This window comes from Parabacteroides goldsteinii DSM 19448 = WAL 12034 (genome assembly GCF_000969835.1).
Lineage (GTDB): Bacteria > Bacteroidota > Bacteroidia > Bacteroidales > Tannerellaceae > Parabacteroides > Parabacteroides goldsteinii.
The window spans coordinates 2,195,506-2,222,284 of record NZ_KQ033912.1 but is presented as its reverse complement, the minus strand read 5'-3'; the positions used below and the strand labels follow the sequence as shown (position 1 = coordinate 2,222,284).

The window sequence follows — 26,779 nt, the reverse complement described above, 5'->3', positions numbered from 1 at the left end:
TGTATGTTTACTTTAAACCATTTATTAATGCTTTTGTTTTAGCTTCCCCGATCAATTCCTTCAATTCATCGAAGCTGGCTTCCCGTATTCTCTTTACGCTCTTATAATGACGCAAAAGTAATACTTTAGTCTTTTCTCCGATTCCATTGATGCTGTCCAGTTCGGAGCGGGTCTGGCTTTTGCTGCGCTTGTCCTTGTGGAAAGTGATGGCAAAGCGGTGCACTTCGTCCTGTATCTGTGTAAAGAAACGGAACATCTGGCTTTGTATCGGCATACCGACCGTAACGGGAGGGAAACCGAAAAGAAGTTCAGAGGTCCGGTGCTTTCCATCTTTCGCCAGTCCGGCTATCGGTATGTCGAGATGGAGTTCGTCTTGTATGACTTCCCGGACAACTTCCATTTGCCCCTTTCCACCGTCGGTAAGGATCAGGTCGGGCAGGGGAGAACCTTCGTTTACGGCTCTCTGGTAACGGCGGCGTACCACCTCTTTCATGGATGCGTAATCATCGGGGCCGACCACCGTCTTGATAATGTATTTGCGGTAGTCTTTCTTTGATGGTTTCGCCATTTTGAAGACAACGCAGGCAGCCACGGCATCGCTTCCCTGTATGTTGGAGTTGTCGAAACATTCGATATGTATCGGCAATTTGGGTAGATGCAAAGCGTCCTGTACTTCTTTCAGAATACGTGTGTTCCGTTGTTCCGGGTTGAGTTTTTCCGCTTGTTTCAGTCGGTCTACCTTAAATTGCTTTACATTCATTTCGGATAGTTCCAGCAACTTCTTTTTATCGCCACGCTGTGGAACCGTAAAGGTCACATTACCTAATTCCATTTCCATTTCGAAAGGAACGATGATTTCGCGTGCCGTACTTTTAAAACGATCGCGCATTTCTACGATACCCAGGCTGAGCAGTTCTTCTTTGGTTTCGTCCAGCCGTTTTTTGTATTCAAAAGTATAAGCCTGTACGATCGCCCCGTTTCCGATATGCATGAAATTGATATAAGCCGACTTCTCATTCTCTGCAAAAGAGAATACATCTATATTATGAAGCATAGGCGTAACTACTGTCGATTTTGCCCGGTAGTTTTCTATTACTTCGTATTTCTCTTTTATTTTTTGAGCTTCTTCAAACTTCAGTTCTCCGGCCAAAACCTGCATCTCTTCATAGAGGTGTTTACTGATCTGGGAGATATTTCCGCGAAGGATTTCCTTTATTTCGGAAATGTTTTGCTGGTATTCTTCCATAGATTGCAAACCTACGCAAGGCCCTTTGCAACGTTTGATATGGTATTCCAGGCAGACCTCGTATTTCCCTGCTGCAATAGATTCCGGTGTCAATGGATATTTGCAGGTACGTAACGGGTAAAGTTCCTTCAGCATCTGAAGCATGACTTTGGCAGTGTATACGGACGGGTAGGGGCCGTAATATTGTGAGCCATCCTTTACTATATTCCGGGTCTGAAATATGCGGGGAAAATATTCGTTTTTTACGGTAATCGAAGGATATGTTTTGTCATCCTTCAGCATGACGTTGTATCGGGGGCGATACTGTTTAATCAGATTGTTCTCGAGTAGCAAGGCATCCTCTTCTGTGTTGACAACAATGTATTTGATGTCGCGGATTTGCTTTACCAGTACACGTGTCTTATTGCTGTCGTGTTCCTTGTTAAAATAGGAGGATACACGGCGCTTCAGGTTCTTTGCCTTGCCTACATAAATGATTGTTCCCTTGTCGTCGAAGTACTGGTAGCAACCAGGCTTGTCCGGCAAGATAGAAAGTATCATTTTTATATGTTTCTCCGTTTCTGAACTCATCTTGTTTAACTGTTTCTGTCCTATACCCAGTGTTTTAGCTTCTTTTACCTAAAGTAAATGTTTCACGTGGAACAATTCGCGTTTTATCTTCCGAGGAGTACCAGTAGGATGTTTATATCGCTGGGGGAGATGCCTGGAATACGGCTTGCCTGCGCAATAGTATCCGGGTCGATCTTCGTGAGCTTTTGCCTTGCTTCGGTCGATAAAGACTGGATCGAATTGTAGTCGAATTTACCTTTGATATGGATATTCTCCAGGCGGTTTATTTTCTCTGCGATGATCTGTTCGCGCCGGATATAACCGCTATACTTGATCAGGATTTCTGCTGCTTCGATAATCTCTTCTTTACGTGAAGCAGGAACCTTGTCCAACTCTGTGCGGAGTGCGGGGACGAGGGTGGCAACGCTTTCCAAAGTGAGTTGCGGACGAAGGATCAGGTCGATCAGTTTACAACCGTGAGCGAGTGGGGTAGTACCCAGCTTTTCCAATCCTTCGTTTATGTATTGCGACTTTACGGAATAGTTTTCTGCAAAGTTGATAATAGCATCCCTGTGTTCTTTTTTCTCTGTCAGCAGGTCGTAACGCTCTTGTTTAGCCAAACCTATTTTGTAGGCTTTTTCTGTCAGGCGCATATCGGCATCATCCTGGCGGAGCAGGATGCGATATTCGGCACGGGAGGTAAACATACGGTAAGGTTCGTCTACACCTTTCGTTACGAGGTCGTCAATAAGTACGCCGATATAGGCTTCATCGCGTCCTAGGATAAACGGTTCGCCTCCGTGGCAATTGATATGTGCGTTGATGCCGGCTATCAATCCTTGTCCGCCTGCCTCTTCGTAACCGGTTGTACCGTTAATTTGTCCGGCAAAGAACAGGTTACGGATTTGTTTTGTTTCCAGGTTATGATGTAATTGCGTCGGATCAAAGAAATCGTATTCGATTGCATATCCCGGGCGATAGATTTGAATATCTCTGAATGCAGGGATTGCTTGCAGCGCACGCAACTGGATGTCTAATGGGAGAGAGGAGGAGAAGCCGTTCAGGTAATACTCCTGTGTTGTTTCGCCTTCCGGTTCCAGGAACAGTTGGTGTTGGGTTTTATCTGCAAATGTTACGATCTTTGTTTCGATGCTGGGACAATAGCGCGGACCGATACTCTGGATTTGTCCGTTGTACAGGGGAGAGTCGGGGAGACCTTCACGCAAAATATTATGACATGCTTCGTTTGTGAAAGTCGTCCAGCAGCTAAGTTGTTTTAACGGGCGCGGCTGAAAATCGAGATAAGAGAATTTATGAAAGTCGTTCTCTCCCGGTTGTTCGCCCATTTCATCGAAGTGTATGCTGCGACCGTCGATACGTACAGGTGTTCCGGTCTTCATCCGTTCCGATTTAATTCCCAGAGAAACCAGTTGTTCCGTGAGCCCCGTTGCTGCCGGTTCCGAGATGCGTCCGCCACGTAATTGTGTACGTCCGATATGCATTAGGCCGTTCAGGAACGTTCCGTTAGTTAAGACTACGCTTTTTGCCCGGAATTCTACATCCATATTGGTTTTGACCCCACAAACAGTATCTCCGTCCAACATTATTTCGCGGACAGTATCCTGCCAGATATATAAGTTCGGAAGGTTCTCCAGTATTCCCCGCCAGCAATCAATAAAGCGGGCACGGTCACTCTGGGCACGGGGACTCCACATAGCCGGACCTTTGCTCCGGTTCAGCATGCGAAACTGAATCGCAGTGCGGTCTGTTACAATCCCCATATACCCACCCAGCGCATCTATTTCACGGACGATCTGTCCTTTGGCGATACCGCCTACGGCCGGATTGCAACTCATCTGTGCAATCTTGTTCATGTCCATGGTGATAAGAAGCGTTTTTGAACCCAGGTTGGCGGCAGCTGCTGCGGCTTCACAGCCTGCATGGCCAGCACCTACCACGATCACATCGTAATTGAAAGTCATTGTCGTAATTCTCTTTGTTTCTTTTGCAAAGATAGTCATACTCCGCCTTTTAGCCACCATCCCAAAGGATATTTTGCTTATGCTTTGTTTCGTTAAAGATTCCACGGATGCAGATCTGTTGGTGGCTTTATCCTAAATATGTTTTTTTATATGTTTCTGTGCAGCTTTTAAATTCTATAGTCCATCATATATATAAGTCTAAAAAGAATGTTATGAAAAAGTATTTGTTTTTATTGGGGCTGTTGATGTCAACCCTTTCGTTGTTTGCCCAGGAGGCGTCGGTCGGAAAATCGTTGTTTTCTGTCCATGCGGGTCCCTCCTGGTATTTGGGAAAGATGATCGGGATTACAAACAACTCCGATGCTTATCGCAGTGATTTGCGGAACGGGGTTTCCTGGGGTGTTAACTACTATTATCTGGGGGATAAATATATCTTCGATTCATTTAAACTGTCTCCCGGTCTCATTTATCAGGGTGGACAGTATAAAAACAGTCATGATGAAGGCTCCGATAAAATTCTGATGAACTACATTGCGCCACAAATCGCCCTGTTCTACGTCAAGCAGAAGTTTAATTTATCTTTGTCGACGGGTTTGGGATACCAGCTTTACAAAGATAAAAGTTTGGTGTACGATAAACCGCGGAATGTGTCGATGAACAAGCTCGCTTATAATTTATCAGCAGGCGGTGAATATCTCTTTTCCCAACATATAGGAATCTCTGCAAAGGTGAATTGGATCGTTACCTCTTCGGACAGCTATTCCGTCAAATATCATGGTCAGAAATGGCAGGTCGAGTCACCTGAATTGAATGGCGGTGGCGGCTGCTTTTCTCAATTATCGTTGTTGTTCGGTATGAATTTTCATTTTTAATTAGACACCATTATGAAACATATATTATTTATCTGTTTGCTTTTTTTCTGTATAGCCTGTGAAGAGAATAAATCGGTTGATCCCACTCTTATGCCTGAGGCTACTGCGACCGGTGCGAATACATTCGGTTGTCTGGTTGACGGTTGGGTATCTGTAAGCGGCCGCTGGGGGTTACCGGTTGCTGAATTTACTCAGCTGGAAGATAGTACCGGTATGACGGTTTCGGCACAAATCGGCTTCGATTCTTACCTTCGCTTTTCAATACCTAATCCCAAACAGGGAGAAACGCTTCCGTACACGAATGTCTCTTTTGATAACCAAAAAATCGGAGATGGAAAAGTCCACATTACCCGGATGTCTGACGGGATATTCAGCGGGACTTTTGAGGGAGACCGTATTACAGAAGGACGCTTCGACCTGAAATATAAAGAGTGAACGGGAATCCGGGCCGCTACGGCTTACAACTGCTTTAAAACTTCCATCACATAATTCCGTCGTTGGCGGGAAATGCTGATGGAAGAACCGTCCTTCATGCGGATATATCCCCCATCGCTTTTGATGAAACTTTTTATTTCCTCCAGATTGATCAGATGTGATTGATGAACACGGAGGAAATTGTAAGGTGTCAGCAAGTCGTCAAATTCTTTTAATGTTTTTGATACGATCAGTTTCTCTCCCGATTTAAGATAAAAAGTGGTATAGTTGCTTTCCGATTCGCAACGGACGATAGAGCCGATTTCAACAAATTCAATTTTATCGGCGACCGACAGGGCTATTTTCTTTTGTTTATCCAGTGCCCGCTTGTTTTGCAGAAGGTTTTGCATCCGTTTGTTTTCCTGTTTTCGTAAGACGACCTGGACGGCTTTATCTACAGCATGTGTCAGTTCTTCCGGGTCAATAGGCTTCAGTAAATAGTCGAGTGCGCTGAAGCGGATAGCCTGGATCGCATAGCTGTCGTAAGCCGTTACAAAGATCACTTCAAAAGGAATATCCGGCAGACTTTCCAGGAGGGAGAAACCGGTATCGTCGCCCAGCCGGATATCCAGAAAAAGGATATCCGGTTTAGCTTCGGGCAGGACGGTACGGGCTTCCGTGACTGAACTGCAAATAGCCGATATTTTGATTTGCGGACAATAGGTACCGAGCATGCGGAGCAGGTTTTCCCGGTTCCCCTGCTCGTCATCAACAATTGCTGCGGTTATTTTTGTCTCCATATTTTTGTTTTTATAGAGGAATGGATAATTGGACGTGACAACCGGAAACAGACTCTTTCTCCTGTCTGTTTTCGATCGTAATACCGATTTCCGTATTGTACAAAGTCTTTAATATTTCGAACTCATTGGTGACGGCACGGATACCGAAGCCTCCATTTGCCTCTGTTTTCAATCCGGGACCATCGTCAGTGATATCGATTATCAACAACTGATCCTGCAAAGATAATCGAATTATGATTTCTCCCGTACCGCGCGGAGCGATTCTGTGCTTAACAGCGTTTTCAACGAAAGGTTGTATCAGCATTCCCGGTATTTCGATTGCATCCGGCTTGATATTCTGATCGACAGTCAACGAGTAAGAGAAAGGATAACGAAGTTGTTCGAGTTTCAGATACAGTTCCAGTTGCTCGATCTCATCCGAGAGAGGAACCAGTTTCTTTTCGGATGTTGCCAGAACTTTGCGCAGTAAACGTGAGAAATCGATCAGGTATTTGTTCGCCTCCTGATTGGCCGAGCGATTGATCAGATTCTGTATCGAACTTAGTGCATTAAAGATGAAATGCGGGTTCATCTGGGAACGAATGGCACGGAGTTCGAGTTCGCGGATATGACGGCGGTTACGTTCCTGCTTCTGTTTGTTTTTGTTTCGGAAATAGTATATGATACCGATGATTGCTGCGATTAGGAGCGCACCTAAAATGCCCTCCTTGAATCCTTTCATAAAATCGTTGAAAGATTTGTCTTCTCTGTTCAGGTCTTTTTTTATTAATTCAAGGATTGGCTCGGTGTTTAAATATCCGAAATCCCGATGGATAATCGTCCCGTCTTCGCGCATCAGGACCGTCAGTAAAGAGATTCCCTTATTATAAATTAAATCCTTTTCGACCTTTTCGGGTATGGCTTTAAACGGTTTTACCACTTTCGCGTTGTGAGCTTTAAAATGTGCGTAAAGTTCGAATTGGACGATAGAGGCCAACCCTTCTGTTTTGAGTTGTTTTTCCAAGTCGAGTGCCGTTTGCAGGCTCATTCCGCCAAGACCATCGGGGGTGGATACATATAGCAGGATGTATTTCCGGTCGCTTCCTTTCACCAGATGCAGGCTGTCGGTTACGATTAGACCGGTTTCCTTGATATTCTTTCCATATTCGAAAGGTAATAGTTTATTGTATGCTCTTTTTACTTCGTTTGTCAGGCTGGTATCTGGACAGGAAGCGATAAAATCGTTATAATCATCTTCTATTTCATGTAGTGTCTTACTATACATCAAACTTGTCAAGTTCGCTCCGTTTACAAAGTATTTAGGATAGCCAGAGAAGATTTGTTTATTTAGCAGATAGTCTTCTTGTGGAGTTATTTTTTGTTTGTTCAGACACAGATTGTCCGATTTGAGCTCCTGCTTTTTATAGGTAGCATACATATGCAGGAAAAAACCGTAATGTGCTGAATAAGGATTCTTCAAGTGGTAGGCATTATCAATAAGCGGATTGACTGATGCGAAAGGAGGAGCTTGCCAATCGAGTAAACTGCTATCATACCAGGCTTCTTTGTCGCTCTTAAACATGTAGCACCGTAGGATAAATCCTCCTTTGAAATACTGTTCCGATAATTCAAATACTCTCTTCCAATAAGGATCCATTTTCTTAAAATCTTTTTCTAAGGTAGTTTGAAAAAGAGAATCACGGTGCTGGAAGGATTTTTTTAACTCGTCAGGAGAAATGTTGCCGTATTCAGAATTGTAATAAGAAAATCGTTGAGTGTTGTATTGTAGGTTATTCTGTTCACTACCTCGTCCCTCGTAACGATAGGTATGTGTATTCGTAAATGCCTCTTTGTCTTGAATAATGGAATCTCCCGGAGTAAGCAGAAGTTTTATTCGTTCTCCTACTTTATATTCTGTCGGGTAAGCGATAAATATTTTCTTGTGAATAGTCGAATCTTTAGATGTATCGAGACCATAATTACTACATGTAAATTCTGTATTCGGAGGAAGAGCAAATGAGGCATCCACAACCCGTGTATCCGGTGCGAATAAGATAGTTCCATCTGTTTTCCATTTGGTCAGGATATCGTAGGTTATCGGAGTCAGTAACTGTTCCAGGTTAACCGAGTCGCGGATAGTAATTGCCATATAATCGGATAATCTTTCCGATCTTACTCCGAAAGGAACATACGTTTTCGAATAGGAATAGGATGAGTTCTCTTTATTGAATACGAGTGGTTTCCGGCTTTTCCGGTCGTACGTGACATGTAAAATCTGTTTGTCTGACGTATTATTTTCGAAAGCAAAATCTTGCTGATAACGGCTGTCGAAATAATAAAAGCCGGGTTTCTCTTTGGCGTTATGGCAATCGTACAGGTTATCCAGCGTATAGTCAATAGAAATGGACTTGTCTGTTTTTTCTGCTACTGTAGCTAGTATGGTTATCCGGCGTATATTCTCCGCCCTCCAGGGGATTTCTTCTTTAATCCCCGGAGCGATATAGGGATAGTAATGGACAGTTTCGAGGGTTATCCAATCTCCCTTTTTCAGTGAGTCGGGATTGTAAGGGACGAATGTGTCCGCCCAGCCGTTCCATGTCAGGCACAGGAATAAAAATAAGAGTCTCGCTTTCATAACTGTAAATTTAAATGAAAAATCTGATTACAGTTCAAAAGTATAGGCGAAAGACTCTTATCTGTTTGAACAATGAGTAAATGGCAAGTTCTGATGAGTATCAGGATTTATTTTAAACTTTTGTTTGTAGAGGATATTTTTGCTGTTAATCGGTATACAGTTTGTATGCTCCTTGGAAACTCATTTTGATAGCCAAGGCGAATGATATTCCACCGACGATTGTTCCGAAGGCAAGTAATGAAAGGGCATTAGGTTCGGTTCCTAGTGGAAATTCATCATACTCGGAGAGGGCTGCTGCTATAAAAAATGAAGAAAAGAAACACAAAACAACTCCCAGTACAAGGCTTATCCATGCAGTTTTTTGAATCAATTGTTTGATAAGTATGCTTATTAAAATGACCGCTATTGAAAGAAGAATGAAAGGAATTGTCCATTTCCCTTTGCTTCCTATTTCGAAGATTGCGTCGAAAATAGTCGGTACAGCCAAAATCAACAGGAACCAAATCTCAGATATATTATTGATAGCTTTTTGGATTCCGAGTTTTAAAGAGGTTGTGTTCATGATAATATGTTTTTGAGTGACTACTAATTAATAAACGAAGTATTTACCAGTTTTATTGCTTCAATGACTTTATACATTAAAAATTAAGTACTCATGCAACATATTAGTAATATCCGGCATCTATCTATTTAACAATGTTATTAGATATGTTATGAAAAAGTTAGTACTCCTTTTGTTTGTTGCCCTTATCTCTATTCAGATATCTGCACAAGAGTTTCATTTTATTCCCCGTATCGGGTTTAATCTGGCTAATACCTACCCGGAAAGTTTCGCGGATATGCGGCCTGGTGTAAATGTCGGAGTTGCCGGAGAAATCCGCTTTTCCAAATTGTTTGCACTGGAACCGGGAGTTTATTATTCCATGCAGGGATACCGGTATAAATATAAAGGTGAAACATCCAAATTGGACATTGATTATTTAAATATTCCTATTTATGCAAAGTTCTATTTGTATAAAGGTTTCCATATGTTTGGTGGTCCGCAATTAGGTATTAATGTCCGGGCAAAAGGAACCAACTTCAAATATTCGTTGGGTTACCCTCCTTTTGAAACAAAAACCGTTTCGAGGAATATAAAGGATGATATGAGTCCGTGTGATCTTTCTTTTTCCATGGGTGCCGGTTACACGTTTGATATGGGATTAATCGTTTCCGTCAATTATAATTTAGGTTGTACTTATATCTTTAAGGAGTCGGAATATACTTTGGGTGGCAGTAATCTTTTCAGGGGAAAAGATCATAATGGCGTTATCCAGTTTAACGTCGGATGGCGTTTCTGATTTTGGTTTATTAGAAACAACAGATGAAAAATGCCGGAATTAACTCTCCCGGCACTCTTCCGGCAAAATAGCCAGTGCTTTATTTTCGTTTTCTTCCATGATCTCCCTCTCCCCTGGCCCTTTGTCGTTGATGCCGCACAGATGAAGGATTCCGTGGATGATCGTACGATGCAGTTCTTCGTTGTATGGAGTTTCGAACTTTTCCGCATTTGTTTTTACCGTATCCAGACTGATGAAAAGGTCGCCCGATATCTTGTTTCCGCTGGTATAATCGAATGTGATGATATCCGTATAATAATCATGTTGCAGATACTGGCGGTTTACTTCCAGAATCTTTTCGTCGGAACAGAAGATGTAACTGATATCCCCTGTCTTTTTACCGTATGTTTCGGCAACTCTCCTGATCCAGTTGCTGACAGCCTCTTTCTTGATGGCCGGAAGTTCGATGTCTTCTGCGTAAAATGATATTGTCATAATGCTATTATTATTCTTATTTGTCTTTCTGAATGATATGTTAAAAAATATTACCCGGTATAGTATTTTCAAATATCTGCCATATTAATCCGATTTACCCGGTATAGTAGTGACATTTTGATAATCGGAAATTTGCTGTCAGGCAAAGAATATATACGTCAAAGTTATTGCGGCAATAGCCCCTACCAGGTCTGCCAACAGTGAACATTGTATGGTGTAACGGGTATTGCGGATACCAACGCTTCCGTAATAAAGGGCGACTACGTAAAAAGTCGTATCCGTCGAGCCTTGTACGATGGAAGCCAGCCGTCCGACAAACGAATCGGCACCATAGGTATTCATCGCATCCAGCATCATTCCGCGTGCACCGCTTCCGCTAAGCGGCTTCATCAGGATGGTCGGCAGGCCACCGACAAAATCAGTATTGACCCCTAATGCACCGACACCCATACGGATTCCTTCAATGATAAAATCCATCGCTCCTGAGGCACGGAATACCCCTATCCCGACCAATATGGCGACCAGATACGGTATAATCGTTATTGCCGTCTTAAAGCCTTCTTTGGCTCCTTCTATAAAAGTGTCATACACATTGATTTTTTTTCGTATGCCGCTGACAATGAATCCGCAGATTATAGTAAACAATAATGTGTTTGCAAACAAGGTGGAATAAAGCGAAACCTGTTCCTGTTCCAATGAGTTGAACAACCAGACCAGTCCGCCTATAAAGGCAGCCAGGCCTCCGAAGAACAGGACCAGATTTCTTTGGAGTATATTGATGCGTTGTTTGATGCAGACGGCCAGTATGGCAATTAATGTGGATGAGAATGTTGCCAGCATAATCGGCAGGAAAACGTCCGAAGGATTGGCTGCCCCCATCTGTGCCCGGTACATCATGATGGTGATTGGGATAAGGGTTAACCCCGAAGCATTGATGCAAAGGAACATAATCATCGGGTTGCTGGCAGAATCCTTTTCAGTATTCAGTTCTTGTAGTTGCTGCATTGCTTTCAGCCCCATCGGTGTGGCTGCGTTGTCCAGTCCCAGCAGGTTGGCGGAGATATTCATAAAAATAGAACCTGTCACCGGATGCTCTTTCGGTATGCCCGGGAAGAGCTTGCTGAAAACCGGTGCCCCCAACCGGGCAAACGACTGGATGACTCCCCCCTTTTCGCCAATCTTCATAATTCCCAGCCAAAGTGACAAGATACCGGTCAGTCCGAGCGATATCTCGAATCCGGTCTTGGCAGACGCAAAAGAGGAATTGATAATCTCTGTGAAGACAGCCGTATCTCCGGCAAAGATAAGTTTGCCCAGCGCGACGACGAAAGCGATTAGAAAGAAAGCGATCCAGATGTAGTTCAGAACCATATGTTAGTTGTTATAATTTATCATAAGCTAAAAAGCAGGGTTGATTTTGTTCGTTTATTTCTTGTCAGTTTTGAATGTTCACTATTTGCCAGAATTGAACTATCCGATTATTGACCGGTTGTACCCAGCTCCCCTCTTGAGAGGGGGAAGGGGGTGTGTTATAGTTTCGCCCTATAACTCGCTTTAACACACCCCTTATCCCCTCTCAAGAGGGGAATTAGTTACTCCCGTCACTATAAACAGATAACTCAATTTTTTTCTATACATGAATATAACTAATCACATCCACTGCTTTTTGATATTATACCTGCAAAAATAGGAATTTATTAACGATAGATTTGTATTTTTGCCCGAATAATAATCGTAATGACTTATGACAAAGATATTAGTAACCTACGACATGTTCCGCGAGGGCTTCACGGAGCTGGAAAGCAAGTATGATGTAACTTTTCCCGACGGAAGAGATTTTACTTATGAGGAAGTATTCGAAATGATCCCGGAGTATGATGTATTGTGCTCCATGTTCGATTTCCCGGTGAATAAAGAACTGATCGACCATGCACCGGATTTAAAGATGGTAGCCAATTATGCGGTGGGTTACAATAATATTGATGTGGCTTATTGTCTGGAAAAAGGTATTACGGTAGCCAATACCCCGGACCCGGTGACCGCCCCTACGGCGAACCTGGCACTCGGTTTGATGATCGATACCGCCCGCCGTATCACCGAATGCGACCGCAAACTGCGTACGCTCGGCAAAGAGATGAAGGTGGGTGTACTCGAAAATCTCGGCGTGAATATTACCGGACAGACACTCGGTATTATCGGCATGGGACGTATCGGAAAGGCGTTGGCCAAACGTGCGAATGCCTGCGGTATGGAGGTGATTTACCATAACCGCCGCCCACTTTACGTGGAGGAAGAGACGAAACTGAACGTGACGTACGTCTCTATGGAAGAGCTGTTGGCGAAGTCCGATTTTGTCTCCCTGAATGCTCCTTATACTCCCGATACCTACCATATCATCGGCGAAACGGAACTGAAGCAGATGAAACCGTCGGCTATCCTGATTAATACCGCCCGTGGCCCGCTGGTGGACGAACATGCGCTGGTAAAGGCCTTGCAGGACGGAACGATTCATGGCGCCGGACTGGATGTATTTGAATTTGGCGACTATCCCCTGCCCGAATTGCTGGAAATGGAAAATGTGGTACTGACGCCTCATATCGGCACGCAGACAATGGATGTACGTATCGTTATGGCACGTACTGTTTGCAACAACGTAATCGGATTTCTGGAAGGCGACCGTCCTGTGTCACGCGTCATGCGTCCATGACGGCGGCTTTTGTGTTGAGCGAGCTTCTCTCGGTGGCGAATCCGGAGAAGGCCGCTTTCTTGCAACGTTTTTTCAAGACGGGGCCCGGTGAGTATGCCGAAGGAGATGTGTTCCTCGGGTTGGTCGTTCCCCTCACCCGCAGTATTGCAAAAGCGAATAAGCAGACGCCTTTATCCGAGTTGCAGCTATTGATTGAAAGTGAATACCATGAAGCCCGCCTTTGTGCCCTGCTGATTGCGGTCGAGCAGTTCAAAAAGGCCTCTGAGGCCGACCGTAAGAAATTGTATGATTTCTATCTGGATAATGCCCGGCGCATCAATAACTGGGACTTGGTAGACGTTACCTGCCCGCATCTGGTAGGTCTTTACCTGCTGGATAAAGACCGTACCCGATTATACGAACTGGCGGATAGCGACTGTTTGTGGGAGCAGCGGATTGCTATGGTTTCTACCGTCACTTTCATCCGTAACCGCGAATATACCGATACATTGGCATTGGCAGAAAAGCTGATGACGCATACACATGACCTGATGCATAAAGCGGTAGGTTGGATGCTCCGCGAAGTCGGCAAAAAAGACCGGGAAACATTAACCGACTTTCTCGAAAAGCACGCTACACGCCTCCCCCGCACAGCTCTCCGTTATGCCATCGAACATTATCCGGAGGAACAACGGCAGTATTTCCTGAAGAAGAAGTAATGTATGAATGAAGAAATAAAAGAAAAACTCCGCCGGTGGGCGAATGAATATAATGTTAGCGGTTTTATCAAGGACGATCCTGTCCAGTTTCCCCATCGGTACACGGAGAAAAGGGATATTGAGGTGTCCGCTTTTATTACCTCCTGGATTTCTTACGGACGCAGGGAACTAATCCTCCGGAAAGCGAACGAACTGCATGATGCAATGGGCCCTAGTCCTTACCGTTGGATTAGGAATGAAGGATATAAGAACTTGGCGGGAAATTCGGTAGAACTCGGTAAGAGAGATACTTTTTACCGTTTCTACACCTACTCCCATCTATGTCAGTTGTGCGACCGGCTGAAAAGTATTTATGAAGAATATGACTCGCTGGAAGATGCTTTGTCTGCCAGTCCTTATCCGAATCCGGTGACAAAGATACAGGATATTTTCTCAGGAATCGAAGGGATTCCCGTACTGACGGGGACGTCTGCCTGTAAACGTCTTGCCATGTTCCTCCGGTGGATGGTCCGGAAAGACGGTATTGTCGATTTCGGTATCTGGGAAACAGCCATCAAACCGCATGAATTAATCATCCCTTTAGATACCCACGTCCATCAGATTTCGTTGGAACTGGGATTGACCGAACAAAAGAACGCTACCCTCAAAACCGCCGTCGAGATTACCGAAGCCTTAAAGCAGGTATTCCCGGATGACCCGTGTCTGGGGGATTTCGCTTTGTTCGGGTATGATATAAACCGGGAGAAGTGAAAAATCAAATAGACTTTGCTATGATGTCAGGCAATTCTCCAACCAAGTAGAAAGGTAAATTAATAAGCCGGAATTGCTTTCCCTGAACAGTCTTTACTTCGTTGACCGAATAAGGTTGTGACCATACCCGGAAAGCAACGGTTTGAGAAGAGCGTTCCATGAAAGAATGAAGTGAACGTAAATGAGCGTTATGCCCGGATTTCACTTCAATGGGAAAGATGCTGGATTCCTGTACCCATATATAATCAACTTCAGCACTGGAATCATTTTGTCCCCTTACCCAGAAATTCCGTTTCTGACTTACTTTGTTTGTCAGTGTCAGTAGCTCTTGCGCAACAATTTGTTCTGCAATCATACCTCTCCAGGCATCCAGAATATCGTTTGCTCCTAATATCAGTTTTTGTACCTGGGCAGCGTAATTTACCAATCCGGTATCCAACCATATTAACTTGGGTGTACGTTTGATTTCTGACGTTGCCGGTACTTCTGTTGCAGTTGTAGGATAGACCAATTCCAGCAGCATCGCCTTTTCCAATAACCGGAATGCTTCTCCTACTTCACGTGCTTTGTAGGATGAGCCGGCAAAACCTCCGAGTGTAATATTTTGACCAGCTTTATGCCATCCCTCCTTTAAAAGGAAACGTACGACATCCGGTAGGAGTTTTCCGGTGGTATATTTTTCTACGTCATCCCTATACCCTTGTAAAAGTGTTTCATAAATGTTGTTGAGAGATAAAATGTCTCTTCTTTCTGCATATAGCTGTATAACTTCCGGCATACCTCCGATTAAGGTATAGATGTTGAATAAGTTCATCAATCGTTCATGAAACGCAGATGTTATCTCCGGTTGTGCAAGTACAGGCAATAATGTTTCTTCTTGGATGGCTTGCAGAAACTCCCGGAAAGAACAAGGGCGTAGAGCTAAATATTGTACACGTCCTACCGGAAATGAAGTGTGTATGTCTACTATATTCTCTAATAAAGAACCTGCTGCTATCACATATATATCGGGCAGTTCTTCATAGAAATAACGTAACAGTGAGATTGCTTTGGCTGAATTTTGTATTTCATCGATGAAAAGAAGTGTGCGTCCTTTCTTGCGTATGACTCCGCGATGGGCAAACAAAAGAGGCATTAAGTCTTTCAGCGGGACAGACAAGTCGAATAGTTTGGCAGCTTCCTGCTTTTCCAGATTTAATGGCAAATAATTGTCGAACTGTTTGCCGAATTCATTCACAACAGTAGTCTTGCCTACTTGTCTTGCTCCACGCAGGATAAGTGGCTTCCGATGGCTATCTGCTGCCCATGCTTCCAGGTTTACGATGATGTCTCTTTTGAACATTTTGTTTATAGGACTGGTTTACAGATGCAAATATACCAAATTGTTTCAAACCGGAGGCAAAAGCCAGTTGTTTTTGTTCTAAACCGGAGGCAAGTTGGTGTGTTTTTTGTTTCAAACCGGAGGCAAACTATATCCAACCCTGGCATCTTTTAGCGTCAACTAAGGGAGAAACTAATCCTCGGGTCATGACTTTGTATTATTACCCTGTACACCCTGGCTTATTAAGGTGTACACCTTGCGTAACTATCCTGTACACCCTGGTCGATTATCCTGTACAGGGTAGTTTTAGTGGGTAAGGACTTTCGGGCTAGTGAGTTACCACTTAATAAATAGTATCATACTACCTGCCGCCTAGTTGTGGCTGAATATCCCTGGCCGGATATATTGCAAATGACAAACGCCATTGCAAATAAAAAAAGTGTTTGCAATGGCGTTTGTCATTGGTTTATAGTAGTTTGCATTCCTGTATTGCAAATGGCAAATATTTTTATCAAAACTTTGTGTAGAAAGTTATTTTGTTATCTCTGCATAATTCACCTGCGGTGTCCGGATACCCGGCTTCAGTTCACCGTTGACGATGATCAGGCTGTCACCTTTCAATACGGCTCCTGCCCCGGCACGGGCTAACTGTTCGTAATCTCCCAGCTCGGTCCATTCTTTGGTAAATGTGTTGTATTGTAAGAGGAATGTATTGAATTTGTACCATTCCACCGGATAATGCATGTACTCTTTTCCCTCTTTTATCAGCCTTTCGAGTCCTTCGAACTCTAATCTTTCTTCGGCCCGCTCCATATAGATGGAACGGTTGAGGGCTGTTAAGAAACGGCCGTAGTTGACGCCGCCCATAAGTAGGATTGAACTGTCGCCATAAGCAACTGCGCAACCTCCGGTGAAGGTACGCCAGACTTGGCCTTTGACTGGAGGCAATTTAGTCTCCGTAGTCCAACTTTTTGTAGCCGGATGGTATGAGAGCATATCTGAAGAGACAATTGCATCCACATCCTTTCCATACGCATCCTTGGAAACAGGCTGAAAGCCGCTCGACAGGTAAATACGTACTCCGTCGGCCGACTGTTGGGCGGCTAAGACCGGTTGAAGGCGTGCCTGACCGGGGAAGTCCGGCAGTTTTTCCCAGTTTCCGTCGAGGTTTTTGTTCAGTTTCATTGAATAGAAGCTATGGCCGGGTTTCCCGTTCTCATTTCCTCCGGCTACATATATCGTATGGTCGATATAGGCCGCAGAAAGATTATCCATCGATACGGGAAGTGTATCCAATTTGTAAATATGTGCCTTTTCATCGGACCTGGACATAGACAGCAGATAGACATCGGCTAAAAAATCGGTGCTGTTGTTTCCCCCTATGCAGACGATACCTTCCGGCGTCGTGACGGAGGCTCCGTAGGCAACTGGAAGAGGCAGGTTGCCGGCTTTCTGCCATTGGGCGTTTTTGTCTGAAAGGTCGAGGGCGAATATATCGCTGTAATATCGTTTGGCTCCTCCCTCGGTGACCGGTTTGTCGGGGAAATTACAACCGCCGGCAACCAGCAGTATTCCGTTACTGATGCCGACAAAAGGGGCTGAAACCCCTAATGAGGCGGTGTCTGCCATGCCCGGCAAATCGGGTAGTTTATTCCAGGTACAGGTAATCATATGATTCGGTTTAGATGTTGGTGGCTGACTGCATCCGGCTAACATGACTGCCAGCAGGAGAAGACATCCGGTTAATATGGATTTGTTGTGCATGATACTATTGTTTCTTTGTCCTGAATGTTGAAGCCGGGAGTTCATCACTGTTGACCAGGTTGGCACGGGTGAATGGTTGCCAGCCGTAGCGGACCAGCTTCGGATTCGTAACCTTCTCACTGCGGATTTTCACCTTTCCATCGATTATTTCGGCCTGGGCGGGGAAGAATAGCCCGTCGTGTTCCGCTATTTCGAATGTGCGTATCGGTTGCCCGTCGGAGGTGTGCAGGCCGTCGGCGTAATCGAAGGTGATGTAGGCGGCGTTGTCCCTGAATTCGACTGAACGGAATAAAGGACCTGACGGACTGAGTGCATGTCCGTATGTCTTGTTGAGTGCCCAACGGGCCAGGCGTTCCCCTATTTCGCGTTTGTATACCGGATGCACATTCAACGAATCTCCCCGGTCGCTGCTGACGGCCATACCGCTGTTCGGAATCGTCTCCATCAGTTCACGTTGGCTGTTGCGGAACCAGGTCCAGCTCGGGCGGTCGATGCTCGACAGCTGAACGTAATAGAATGGAAACTCTTCTCCCCAGTTTTTGCGCCAGCTTTCCACCAGCAACGGGAACAAACGTTCGTGTGTTTCGATATTCTGGGCATTCGATTCGCCCTGGTACCAGATGACTCCTTTGATCGGATATTGCTGCAATGGCTGGATACCCGTTTCGTACAGATAGCAAGGCTCATACGGATGGCGTTGCAGTTTGTCGGATGATTTCTTCGTGTTGAGAACCGCCCGACCGCGTACCCAGTCCTGGATAAAGTCGTTCTGTGTCCAGTTATACAGTATATCGGTAAATTCAAATTCCAGTGTTTTCCGGTCTATCCAGGCTTCGGTACCCGACCCCCCTATGGCATTCAGGACGAGTCCGACCGGAACTTGCAGGCTGTCCGACAACATCCGTCCGAAGGCAAAGGCTACGGCCGAGAACTTATCGGCTGTCTGTTTGTTGCACGGCGTCCACCGGGTGTCGTGGTAATATTGCAGGCGGTTGAGGGAATCCATGACAGAAATGTCCCATTCCACCGCATTCGTATACCAGCGGGGCTGCATATTGAAGAGACGTATCTGTGGTTGGCTGTCCGCATATTCGAGTAGTTCCTTACGCTGGCTGTCTGCCAGTTCGTCTACCCGGAAAGCCATGTTGGACTGCCCGGAACAGAGCCATACTTCGCCGACCAGTACCTCTTTATAGGTCAGTTTCTGTGAAGCCGGTACTTTCTTTTTGCTTTTCTTCTCTGTGGCGGGCGAGGCTTCGATGGTCAGTTCATAAGGACCTCCTGCCTGTAACGGGTCGAGCGTGACAGACCATTTGCCGTTGGAGGCGGTTACAGACTCTTTCTTTTGTCCGGCAATCTGCACGGTTACTTTCTCACCGGCATTGGCAGTCCCGGAGATGAGTAAAGGTTTTTCCCGCTGTAAGACCATATTGTCGGAGTACGTGGCAGGCATATGGAGGCCTCCGTAGTTGCCGGTCAGTTCCCCGTAAACCGTTTTGGCGAGGATACCGGCTCCTTCCGTGTTCGGATGAAGGGCATCGGGTAACAGGTCCGGGCGGTTGTACAGGCCTTCCTGCAAGTCTATCAGTCCGGTGTTGGCCAGCCGGGCTATTTCTTCGATTGTCTCCTGCTCCATCCAGTACCAGTCACGGGTACCCGATTTGAAACGCGGATGCCGGTGTGAGATGGGTGTCATCCGGCAAATCCATATCCGGCAATCCGGATTAGCTTTGCGGAACGACGCTATCAGGGAAAGGTAGTCTTTCACGAAATGATCCCGGTAGTTAGGCCAGTTGCGCGGGTCGGTATCGTTCAGTCCGAGATGGATGACTACCCTGTCGCCGGCAAAGTCGAGTGCCGCTTTGTATTCTTCCTGCTCGCAGTAAGGGCGATGTCCTTTGTTGAGCAGCGTGGCACCGCTTTTACCGAAATTCACCACTTCGTAGTCGTCTCCCAGCATACGTTGCAGTTGAGCCGGATAAGAATTGACCTCCCGGTTCTCTATGCCTGCACCGTATGTCACGCTATTACCTACACAAGCTACCTTAATCTTATTCTGACCGTAGGCAGCTGTGCAAAGTAACAGGCATAATAGTAAAAGAGTTTTTTTCATTGTATGATAGTCTGTTTATTTCTTTTTATCCGGTGAATAGACCAGGCCGTCTACCGCCTTTTCACCGTCCGGGGTGACAAAGACGAATGTGAACATCCATTTGTTTAGCCTGACTTCGGGAAGCGTGAACTTTCCGACGGGAAGTTTCAGGAAAACCTTGTTCCATCCCTTTTGCAGGTGTACCCTGAGTGGTTCCCTGGCAACACAGTTCTCATTCCCCAGCGCGATTTCATTCGATTTTACGGTATGGGTTGCAGTCCATTCCGGCGGAAGCAGTTCCCGGTCGTTCAGCCATATGCGGCTACCTTTGTAGTCCCACTTGCCTTGCGGTGGCGCCAGGTCCATTTCCGAACGGCCGTAGTTCTGGAATTCTATCCAGGCACCAGCTTCCTGGTCTTTGGGCGAATATACCCAGGTCCAGGCATAAGCGGTATGGTTTTCTTTCGGGTCTTTGTAAAAGCCGGGAACGAGTGTGCCCCATACGTGGCGCAGATAGATTCCGGCACCGATGGTTTCGTTTGTTTCGTAGGTTTTCCCGTCGTAGGTATAGCTGTTTTGCAAGGCCGTTTCAGGCGGGAACACGCTATTCAGGTCGCCGTTATTGGAGAATGCGTCGGTGATGCGCCATTTCACGTTTGTCTGTTTTACGTATGAAAACGGATATCCTTTGAAATGATGCTCTTTATGCCAGAGCATTCGTTGTTCGAATTCGGCAAAGGAAGTGTATGCGCGGCTGTCTTCGGAAGGCAGGTTGGTCCCTTCTTTATCGAAGTATTCGTAGCCTCCTCCCCGCCAGGCACGGTCGGCTATGGCAAGCATGTTAGGATACAGGTGGTTTTCCCGTATCATGTTTTCTTCCGGCTGTACCAGGCGGTCGTTCCAGACGGCCAGGATGACGCCTGCCATATCATCGCTGCCTTCGGTGTGCCGGTAGACGGTACTGTTGTATAAAGCACGGATGTCGGCAAAGGTATCGAAATGGTTCAGATAATGGAAACGGGAGTCGATGGCCGGTATTCCCGGCTGGGCTTTTCCCCGGTAACTCCACAGGTGTGTCATATCTATTTCCCCCGGTTGGTAATGCCATCCCGGGTTCCAGGAGATTGCTTTTTTGCCTTTCGACCGGACGAATGCGACCATCTCCGGCACAAACCGGGGATTGGTGAACTCCACTTCGTCGGTCCCGATATGCAGATAAGGCATATCGAATGTTTCGCAGACTTCTTCTATGAGCAGTTTCAGTATTTTCATTCCTTCCGGACTTTGCATGTCGTGGCGGAAGGTCCGTTCGAAAGCGGCACTGTGCCCGGGCATGTCGAGTTCGGGTATCAGCATCACCTGGTGTTGTTTGCAGAAAGCAACGAGTTCTTTGGCCTCTTCCAGTGTATAATATTTGCCCGGCATGCGGGTTGTATTGATGCTGTCGTTTATCATCGGAAAGACTTTGCTTTCCAGTCGCCAGGACTGGTTCTCGGTGAGATGCCAGTGGAAAACATTGATTTTGTAACGGGATAAAATGGCTATTTCCCGTTTCAGTTCTTCCAGGGAGATATAACTGCGGCCTACGTCCTGCATGAATCCGCGGATACGGAAGGCAGGCCAGTCTGTAATCCGGCATCCCGTGATATAGGCTCTGTCCCCTTTCTTTTCCGTTAGTTGGCGAAGGGTTTGAATAGCCCAGTATATTCCCTGTTCCGTGGTGGCTTCGATGGTGATACCCTGGGAGGATACTTGTAGTTTATAGGCTTCGTTTGCGTTCAGCTTTGCCTCCGGCAGTTCTTTTACAAGTTTTATTTGTAATTTGTGTTTGCTGGCGGGGTTGATGCCGATGTTATTCTCCTGCAACCAGGCCGTAACCATCTGCTCCGTATTTCCTTCTGTCTGGAGGGCGATTTCTTTTCCGGAAAACGTTTGCTTGTTCCAGTCTACCTGTTGCGGCCAGGGAAGTAAGTTCGGGATACCGGTAGCATAGGCCACCGGTATCCATACACATAATATGAATGTTATGAACAGCTTTTGTTTCATCGTATTTATTTAATCAGGTCTGTTAGTTTGACAGCCTGGAAGGTCATGTGTGCCACACTTGATTCGTAGAAGATACCGACTGTTTCCTTGTCGATCATGGACAGGCAGGAATATCCCCATCCTTCGTTTTCGTCCAGTAATACCTGATGTTCTGCCGGCCAGGTCAGGCCACCGTCGAGACTGGCTTTAATCGTGATATGGTTGCGTCCTTTCGTGGTGTTCGGATTGGAGAACAATAACAGTTTCTTTCCGGTGATGTTGTCTTTCGCATCCACTTTGATGAGGCTTGCCATACAAACCGGTTCCTGCAAGGCACTGCGGCTTGAGGGATGTTCGGTCCAGGTCTTGCCCAGGTCTTTGGTAACGGCTACGGCACGGCTACCGCCACGGTTATCGCGCATGTTGAGCATGAGTACGCCGGGTTCAACTTCTGCTACTTGTGCTTCGGTGGTATTGGTGCGTGCCAGGTTATGCAGATGCCAGGTTTTGCCACGGTCTTTGCTGTACATCACGCCTGCATTCGGTACACGTGTCGCATCGATGAACTGGATGGGGAAAACCAGCGTGCCGTCCTGCATGGTGATACCGCGTCCCGGACCCTGCAACAGGAAGTACCAGGAAGGGTCTTTCACCTGCGAAGTGATGTTGATAGGTTCGCTCCAGGTCTTTCCGTCGTCTTCGCTCTTGACAAGCATCAATTGGGCCGTTTCATCGGGAGTCATACCCGGCATGGAGTTCCACCAGGCGCGTCCGTTACCCATTCCGTGAGTCCAGGCGGCAACAATCCAGATGGTGTTTGTCTTTTCGTCTACCAGGATGGACGGGTCGCCTACACCATTTTGTGCATGAGGCAGGCCACCGGTCTCACCGAAGGTCATGGCTACCTGCATCGGCTCCCAGGTTTGTCCTTTATCCGTACTGCGGCTCACGCCTATGTCGACCATTTCCTGCAAGTCGACACTGCTGTTGTAGCGGATATCGTAAACGCCGAGAAGCGTGCCGTTGTTGGTCGTAACCAGTCCCGGGATACGGAAGGCTGCCGAGCCGTCATCGCCTGCCTGGCGTACACCGACACCTACGCGGCGGGGTGTTTCTGCTTTTCCTTTCCATTCGATGGCTGCGGGTTTGTTATTGATGGTGGCCTCCGGCATCGTGAAGGATACTCTCGACAATAAAGAGGTCTCCGGTTTCATTTCGATGCTTACCCAGAAGTAGTTGGGACCTTTAATCATTGGTTGTTTGGACGACAACCTGATTGTTTTTGCCGGAGCGGTAACTTCATCTTGTTTGACAGAATAAGAAGGGTTCGCAACCCGTGTCTTGCCCGGTGTGTAACTGGTAACGTATGTCACCGGGTTGAAGTGCGTGCCCTCCCTGGACGGTGCTTCCGTGCCGCTATAGAATAACCGTACGGCTTTTATGTCAGACAGGTTCGTCTCTTCTCCGAATTGGAGTGTGAAGTTATTTAATACATCTCCCTTCTGAGCGGGAATACGCATTTCCAACAGTACATTGTCCGTACGGTCTATCAGAATAGGAATCTGCTGTTCCCTTACGTACAAGCTGTCTGCTGCAAAGGCGGTTTGTGCGATGAATAGAAGACAGAGATAAAAGATGCTTTTTTTCATGGTGATTGTTCTATATGTGTTGTTTGTTAAATACTGAGTCAAATATAATCATATTATTTTCAACTAATCCGTCATGTTTGCCACTTTCGGTCGAAGGAAGCAAATCTGAATGAGTAAAGCGATTGCGACGAGTCCTGCCAGCATGGCGAAGTCGTGCCCCAGGTTGCCGGCATCTGTCGACCTGCCCAGCAGGTCTGTAATGGCTGCTCCGGCAAATACACCGGTCATATTCATGATACCGTAAGCCGTAGCCCGGTAACGTGGTGAGATGAACTGGCAGAGTATCGGCATATTATTGGCATCAAAGATACCGAAACCGATACCGAAACACAAGCCTCCGCCGACAATCATCAGGAAGTTATGTCCGAAACCGAGCAATAAGAGCGATGGAATGGTCAATGCCAGTCCGATAGCTCCGGTATAAACACGGCCTCGTACGTTGGTCTGTATCCATTTGTCGGATAAGATACCGCCTGCAATGACTCCGATAAACGAAGATAAAGCGATTGTAATCGTTGATAACGGGCCTGCTTCCGACATGTCGATTGACAGATTCTCGGAGAATAATGTCGGCAACCAGTTCTTGGTAGCCCAGCCCGGTAGACTCGGGGTTGCAAAATAAAGCAGGATAATCCAGAAAGAGATATTCGTAAACAACATACCCATCCCTTTGAGAGCCCCTTTCACCGGATTCTCGACGGCAGCGCCCGCCTCTTTGATTTTATGAACGATATGGTCTTTTTTATCTTTCAGGAACAGAATAAGAATCACGCTGTATGCAATACCGACAATCCCGAACCAGTGGAAAGTCGTTTCCCAGGTAAAGGCGCTTGCCACTGTCGCACCGAAACCGCCTAAAGCCTGTCCGGTGTAAAGGCCGGTCATGTGGATGCCTACTGCCAGCGAACGGGTTTTCCCTTGGTGGTAATCGGTTATCAGCGACAATCCTGCCGGGATATACAAGGCTTCGCTTACTCCCATGAGGGCGCGCAGGAAATAAATCTGGTTGAAAGTGGTGCAATAACCCATCATCAGCGTGACGAACGACCAGACGAACAGGCTGCCGACGATCAACCATTTGCGGTTTACCCTGTCGGCTATCATTCCCGCTACAGGGCTCATGAATCCGTATATCCACAGGAACACGGCCATCAGGCGGCCGAAGTTGGCTGCCGATTCCAGTTCGGTGATGTCTATCATCATCGCGTCTTTCATGGTGGAGAGCATTTGCCGGTCCATATAGTTCAGTAAGGCTACGCCCCACAACAGGCCGACAACTACCCAGGGATAGATTTTCTTATTGCTCATATCGTTTATTTTGAAAGCATTTCTTTACAAAGCAGGTTACATTTCAGAAGCATCCGAGGGATGTGGAACGGGCCTTTATACATATTACCTTTGGCCGGCTGTGACAATGTTCCGTCATAATGGAAATAGCCGTACCATTCCCCATATTCCCTGTCCGGGAAACGGGCGTATGTGTATTCATTAATCATCCGGTGCATTTCAAGGTATTTCCTGTCACCGGTAACTTCATAGGCATAAAGTGTGGCGATGATGGCTTCACATTGCGGCCACCAGAATTTCATATCGTGCCAGTATTCCTGCTGGGGAAGGTTCTTGCAGTCTCTGAAATAAGTGATTCCACCGTATGTTTTGTCCCAGCCCCATTCCCAGGCCCAGTTGAGGATAGTCAGTCCCATTTCTTTCAATTCCGGGTCCCAGTTGCGGTACTTGGCTTCTTCCAGGATGAACCAGGCTGTCTCGATGGAATGGCCCGGATTGATGGTTCGTCCGGGGATGGAGTCGATGAATTCGCCATTCGGTCCGACTGTTTCGAGGATTGTTTTGAATTCCGGCTTCATGAAGTCGCGGCGGAGTTCGTTGATGGACTCGTCTATCTGTTTTGTCAGTATTTCATCGTCGATAGCTTCGCGGATGCGGGCGGCTGTATCAATCAGTATCATGCATAAGGAATGCCCTTTGGCGACGAAGCCTTCGCGGAATTTAGGTTCAAGCAATCCCGGTGTATTTTTATAATGAAGGACTTGTTTGAAGAGGCTGACTGCTTTCTCCGCATAGCTTTTGTCTCCCGATGCGATGGAATATTGCGCCATGGCGATAGCGGCAAAAGTTTCGGAAAAGACATATCTTCTTTTGCGGACCGGAACGCCGGTTGCCGTCACCTCATAAAACATGCGGCCATCTGTGTCGAAGCAATATTTCTCGATGAAATCAATGCCATTCTTACAAGCCTGCAACCATTCCTGACGTTTCTCTATATGGTTGTAAGCATAGGCCAGGATGAAAGCGAAACGTCCCTGAAACCATACCGATTTGTTCGAATCCATCAGGGAACCGTCCCGGTTAAGGCAGGTGAAATAACCGCCGTTCTCTTTGTCGATGCCGTATTTCAGCCAGAAAGGCATGACATCGTTCACGAGGTCGTTTTTGTATGTTTCTTCCCAGTAACCCAGATATTCTGCCGGTTGGGATATGTTTGTCTTTGCTTCCATAGTCGTTAGAATTTGTTACATCTTTCAAAGAAATTGATAGCTTCGAGTTCAGCTTTCATAGCCGCTTCTTCGGCATCGGTCATATTCTGGAACGGCGTACGGTTTTTACCCAGGTTCAGACCAATCAGTTTCATGATACGCTTGCCTCCTACGATGTTTCCGCGGTAATGACAGATTACGTTAATCACATCCTGTGAGAAGTTTTGTTTTTCGCGGGCTGTTTCCAGGTCTCCGGCTTCCCAGGCCGTGATGATACCGACCAGTTCCTTGCCATTATAGTTGGTTGTTCCGCCGATGCCGCCTTGTGCGCCACCCATAGCCAGGCAGGGCAGAATAGTCTCATCCTGTCCGTGAAGCATGTCGAATTTGCCGTCTTTATATAACCTGCACTGGTTATATTCGTAAAGGCTTTCATAGGTATATTTGATTCCTGCGAAATTAGGGATGCGTCCGTCTACAGCTTTTAAGAAATCTACCATTGAAAGGAATGCGCCGTTGAATGCCGGGATATGATAATAATAGAAAGGCAGCTCCGGTGCCCCGCAAGCAATTTCTTCGCAATATTTCACCAGTTCTTCCACGCGGTTTACTTTAGGGAACGGAGAAGCCATGGCACCTATTCCCCATGCTCCGATTTTTTGTGCGTGGGCAGCCAGGTTACGGCTGGTCTTTACACAAGTACTACCTACATGTACGATTACTTTGAATCCTTCCGGCACAACTTCCATCCATCTTTCGGCCAGTTTGATACGCTCTTCTTCCGTCAGCATATAGCCTTCGCCCGATGAGCCGTTGATGAAAACACCTTTCAAACCGTTGTTGGCTAAAAGTTTGGCATAGGCTTCAATAGGTTCGTAATTCACTTCTCCATTTTCATAAAACGGAGTAAAAGGGGCATCAATCAGACCTTTAATCTTTTCCATGGTACGCAGTATTTAATAGTTGTTATGTGTGTTGTTTTAAATA

Annotated in this window: 21 protein-coding genes; 6 read left to right on the top strand and 15 right to left on the bottom strand. The window is 46.2% G+C overall.

Annotation, left to right across the window (positions count from 1 at the left end):
• Positions 1-7 precede the first annotated feature (7 nt).
• Entirely contained in the window at positions 8-1,816 is a 1,809-nt protein-coding gene (gene uvrC / locus HMPREF1535_RS08230) for an excinuclease ABC subunit UvrC (RefSeq protein ID WP_046145832.1), read from the bottom strand.
• 83 nt (positions 1,817-1,899) lie between these two features.
• Positions 1,900-3,777 (bottom strand): tRNA uridine-5-carboxymethylaminomethyl(34) synthesis enzyme MnmG, encoded by a 1,878-nt coding sequence (mnmG, locus tag HMPREF1535_RS08225; protein WP_046145831.1) that lies wholly within the window; start codon positions 3,775-3,777, stop codon positions 1,900-1,902.
• Positions 3,778-3,989: 212 nt separating this feature from the next.
• Here mnmG and HMPREF1535_RS08220 point away from each other — a divergent pair, with 212 nt between their 5' ends.
• The gene (locus HMPREF1535_RS08220; protein ID WP_010801228.1) at positions 3,990-4,649 is read left to right on the top strand and encodes an outer membrane beta-barrel protein; all 660 of its coding nucleotides are present in this window, start codon (positions 3,990-3,992) and stop codon (positions 4,647-4,649) included.
• A gap of 12 nt (positions 4,650-4,661) precedes the next feature.
• Entirely contained in the window at positions 4,662-5,084 is a 423-nt protein-coding gene (locus HMPREF1535_RS08215) for a Riean_0653 family protein (protein WP_046145830.1), read from the top strand.
• A 23-nt stretch (positions 5,085-5,107) separates the two neighbouring features.
• On the opposite strand, the gene HMPREF1535_RS08210 is transcribed toward HMPREF1535_RS08215, so the two are convergent.
• The 3 genes from HMPREF1535_RS08210 to HMPREF1535_RS08200 form a co-directional block, all read right to left on the bottom strand.
• A complete protein-coding gene (locus HMPREF1535_RS08210; RefSeq protein ID WP_009860517.1) occupies positions 5,108-5,863 on the bottom strand; it encodes a LytR/AlgR family response regulator transcription factor in 756 nt (251 codons plus the stop codon).
• Between the two features lie 10 nt (positions 5,864-5,873).
• A complete protein-coding gene (locus HMPREF1535_RS08205; RefSeq protein WP_046145829.1) occupies positions 5,874-8,477 on the bottom strand; it encodes a sensor histidine kinase in 2,604 nt (867 codons plus the stop codon).
• Between the two features lie 145 nt (positions 8,478-8,622).
• The gene (locus HMPREF1535_RS08200) at positions 8,623-9,039 is read right to left on the bottom strand and encodes a hypothetical protein (protein WP_046145828.1); all 417 of its coding nucleotides are present in this window, start codon (positions 9,037-9,039) and stop codon (positions 8,623-8,625) included.
• Positions 9,040-9,190: 151 nt separating this feature from the next.
• Between HMPREF1535_RS08200 and HMPREF1535_RS08195 the strand changes: the two genes are divergently transcribed.
• On the top strand, positions 9,191-9,817 hold the full coding sequence (locus HMPREF1535_RS08195; protein WP_009860520.1) for a porin family protein: 627 nt from the start codon (positions 9,191-9,193) through the stop codon (positions 9,815-9,817).
• Between the two features lie 39 nt (positions 9,818-9,856).
• Here the strand turns inward: HMPREF1535_RS08195 and ybeY are convergent, their stop codons facing one another.
• Positions 9,857-10,291, bottom strand: a complete 435-nt coding sequence (ybeY, locus tag HMPREF1535_RS08190; protein ID WP_046145827.1) for an rRNA maturation RNase YbeY — start codon at positions 10,289-10,291, stop codon at positions 9,857-9,859.
• Positions 10,292-10,429: 138 nt separating this feature from the next.
• Positions 10,430-11,662: a nucleoside recognition domain-containing protein gene (locus HMPREF1535_RS08185; RefSeq protein WP_046145826.1), complete on the bottom strand. Its 1,233-nt coding sequence runs from the start codon at positions 11,660-11,662 to the stop codon at positions 10,430-10,432.
• A gap of 373 nt (positions 11,663-12,035) precedes the next feature.
• Here HMPREF1535_RS08185 and HMPREF1535_RS08180 point away from each other — a divergent pair, with 373 nt between their 5' ends.
• The 3 genes from HMPREF1535_RS08180 to HMPREF1535_RS08170 are packed head-to-tail and all read left to right on the top strand — an operon-like array spanning position 12,036 to position 14,446.
• On the top strand, positions 12,036-12,998 hold the full coding sequence (locus tag HMPREF1535_RS08180) for a 2-hydroxyacid dehydrogenase family protein (RefSeq protein WP_046145825.1): 963 nt from the start codon (positions 12,036-12,038) through the stop codon (positions 12,996-12,998).
• A complete protein-coding gene (locus tag HMPREF1535_RS08175) occupies positions 12,995-13,696 on the top strand; it encodes a DNA alkylation repair protein (RefSeq protein ID WP_009860529.1) in 702 nt (233 codons plus the stop codon). The genes HMPREF1535_RS08180 and HMPREF1535_RS08175 overlap by 4 nt, the downstream gene beginning before the upstream one ends.
• A gap of 3 nt (positions 13,697-13,699) precedes the next feature.
• A complete protein-coding gene (locus tag HMPREF1535_RS08170; RefSeq protein ID WP_046145824.1) occupies positions 13,700-14,446 on the top strand; it encodes a TIGR02757 family protein in 747 nt (248 codons plus the stop codon).
• Positions 14,447-14,450: 4 nt separating this feature from the next.
• Here HMPREF1535_RS08170 and HMPREF1535_RS08165 read toward each other — a convergent pair whose 3' ends face one another.
• The 8 genes from HMPREF1535_RS08165 to HMPREF1535_RS08130 all read right to left on the bottom strand — a co-directional run bounded on the left by HMPREF1535_RS08165 (position 14,451) and on the right by HMPREF1535_RS08130 (position 26,736).
• Complete coding sequence (locus HMPREF1535_RS08165; RefSeq protein ID WP_046145823.1) at positions 14,451-15,788, bottom strand: ATP-binding protein; 1,338 nt, start codon at positions 15,786-15,788, stop codon at positions 14,451-14,453.
• Positions 15,789-16,298: 510 nt separating this feature from the next.
• Entirely contained in the window at positions 16,299-17,531 is a 1,233-nt protein-coding gene (locus HMPREF1535_RS08160; RefSeq protein WP_046145822.1) for a cyclically-permuted mutarotase family protein, read from the bottom strand.
• Positions 17,532-17,535: 4 nt separating this feature from the next.
• Positions 17,536-19,644, bottom strand: coding sequence for a GDSL-type esterase/lipase family protein (locus HMPREF1535_RS08155; RefSeq protein ID WP_046145821.1), 2,109 nt, complete (start codon positions 19,642-19,644; stop codon positions 17,536-17,538).
• A gap of 15 nt (positions 19,645-19,659) precedes the next feature.
• Positions 19,660-21,669 carry a family 20 glycosylhydrolase gene (locus HMPREF1535_RS08150; RefSeq protein WP_046145820.1) on the bottom strand — a complete coding sequence of 670 codons (2,010 nt, stop codon included), beginning with the start codon at positions 21,667-21,669 and terminating at the stop codon, positions 19,660-19,662.
• A gap of 5 nt (positions 21,670-21,674) precedes the next feature.
• Complete coding sequence (locus HMPREF1535_RS08145; RefSeq protein WP_046145819.1) at positions 21,675-23,297, bottom strand: sialidase family protein; 1,623 nt, start codon at positions 23,295-23,297, stop codon at positions 21,675-21,677.
• A gap of 63 nt (positions 23,298-23,360) precedes the next feature.
• On the bottom strand, positions 23,361-24,605 hold the full coding sequence (locus HMPREF1535_RS08140) for an MFS transporter (RefSeq protein ID WP_046145818.1): 1,245 nt from the start codon (positions 24,603-24,605) through the stop codon (positions 23,361-23,363).
• Positions 24,606-24,610: 5 nt separating this feature from the next.
• Entirely contained in the window at positions 24,611-25,813 is a 1,203-nt protein-coding gene (locus HMPREF1535_RS08135) for an AGE family epimerase/isomerase (protein ID WP_046145817.1), read from the bottom strand.
• 5 nt (positions 25,814-25,818) lie between these two features.
• Complete coding sequence (locus HMPREF1535_RS08130; RefSeq protein ID WP_046145816.1) at positions 25,819-26,736, bottom strand: dihydrodipicolinate synthase family protein; 918 nt, start codon at positions 26,734-26,736, stop codon at positions 25,819-25,821.
• Between the last annotated feature and the right edge of the window lie 43 nt (positions 26,737-26,779).

Excerpts from the sequence above, each read along its gene's own strand:
- uvrC (WP_046145832.1), bottom strand. The coding sequence starts at position 1,816 with ATGAGTTCAGAAACGGAGAAACATATAAAAATGATACTTTCTATCTTG.
- mnmG (WP_046145831.1), bottom strand. The coding sequence starts at position 3,777 with ATGACTTTCAATTACGATGTGATCGTGGTAGGTGCTGGCCATGCAGGC.
- HMPREF1535_RS08220 (WP_010801228.1), top strand. The coding sequence starts at position 3,990 with ATGAAAAAGTATTTGTTTTTATTGGGGCTGTTGATGTCAACCCTTTCG.
- HMPREF1535_RS08215 (WP_046145830.1), top strand. The coding sequence starts at position 4,662 with ATGAAACATATATTATTTATCTGTTTGCTTTTTTTCTGTATAGCCTGT.
- HMPREF1535_RS08210 (WP_009860517.1), bottom strand. The coding sequence starts at position 5,863 with ATGGAGACAAAAATAACCGCAGCAATTGTTGATGACGAGCAGGGGAAC.
- HMPREF1535_RS08205 (WP_046145829.1), bottom strand. The coding sequence starts at position 8,477 with ATGAAAGCGAGACTCTTATTTTTATTCCTGTGCCTGACATGGAACGGC.
- HMPREF1535_RS08200 (WP_046145828.1), bottom strand. The coding sequence starts at position 9,039 with ATGAACACAACCTCTTTAAAACTCGGAATCCAAAAAGCTATCAATAAT.
- HMPREF1535_RS08195 (WP_009860520.1), top strand. The coding sequence starts at position 9,191 with ATGAAAAAGTTAGTACTCCTTTTGTTTGTTGCCCTTATCTCTATTCAG.
- ybeY (WP_046145827.1), bottom strand. The coding sequence starts at position 10,291 with ATGACAATATCATTTTACGCAGAAGACATCGAACTTCCGGCCATCAAG.
- HMPREF1535_RS08185 (WP_046145826.1), bottom strand. The coding sequence starts at position 11,662 with ATGGTTCTGAACTACATCTGGATCGCTTTCTTTCTAATCGCTTTCGTC.
- HMPREF1535_RS08180 (WP_046145825.1), top strand. The coding sequence starts at position 12,036 with ATGACAAAGATATTAGTAACCTACGACATGTTCCGCGAGGGCTTCACG.
- HMPREF1535_RS08175 (WP_009860529.1), top strand. The coding sequence starts at position 12,995 with ATGACGGCGGCTTTTGTGTTGAGCGAGCTTCTCTCGGTGGCGAATCCG.
- HMPREF1535_RS08170 (WP_046145824.1), top strand. The coding sequence starts at position 13,700 with ATGAATGAAGAAATAAAAGAAAAACTCCGCCGGTGGGCGAATGAATAT.
- HMPREF1535_RS08165 (WP_046145823.1), bottom strand. The coding sequence starts at position 15,788 with ATGTTCAAAAGAGACATCATCGTAAACCTGGAAGCATGGGCAGCAGAT.
- HMPREF1535_RS08160 (WP_046145822.1), bottom strand. The coding sequence starts at position 17,531 with ATGCACAACAAATCCATATTAACCGGATGTCTTCTCCTGCTGGCAGTC.
- HMPREF1535_RS08155 (WP_046145821.1), bottom strand. The coding sequence starts at position 19,644 with ATGAAAAAAACTCTTTTACTATTATGCCTGTTACTTTGCACAGCTGCC.
- HMPREF1535_RS08150 (WP_046145820.1), bottom strand. The coding sequence starts at position 21,669 with ATGAAACAAAAGCTGTTCATAACATTCATATTATGTGTATGGATACCG.
- HMPREF1535_RS08145 (WP_046145819.1), bottom strand. The coding sequence starts at position 23,297 with ATGAAAAAAAGCATCTTTTATCTCTGTCTTCTATTCATCGCACAAACC.
- HMPREF1535_RS08140 (WP_046145818.1), bottom strand. The coding sequence starts at position 24,605 with ATGAGCAATAAGAAAATCTATCCCTGGGTAGTTGTCGGCCTGTTGTGG.
- HMPREF1535_RS08135 (WP_046145817.1), bottom strand. The coding sequence starts at position 25,813 with ATGGAAGCAAAGACAAACATATCCCAACCGGCAGAATATCTGGGTTAC.
- HMPREF1535_RS08130 (WP_046145816.1), bottom strand. The coding sequence starts at position 26,736 with ATGGAAAAGATTAAAGGTCTGATTGATGCCCCTTTTACTCCGTTTTAT.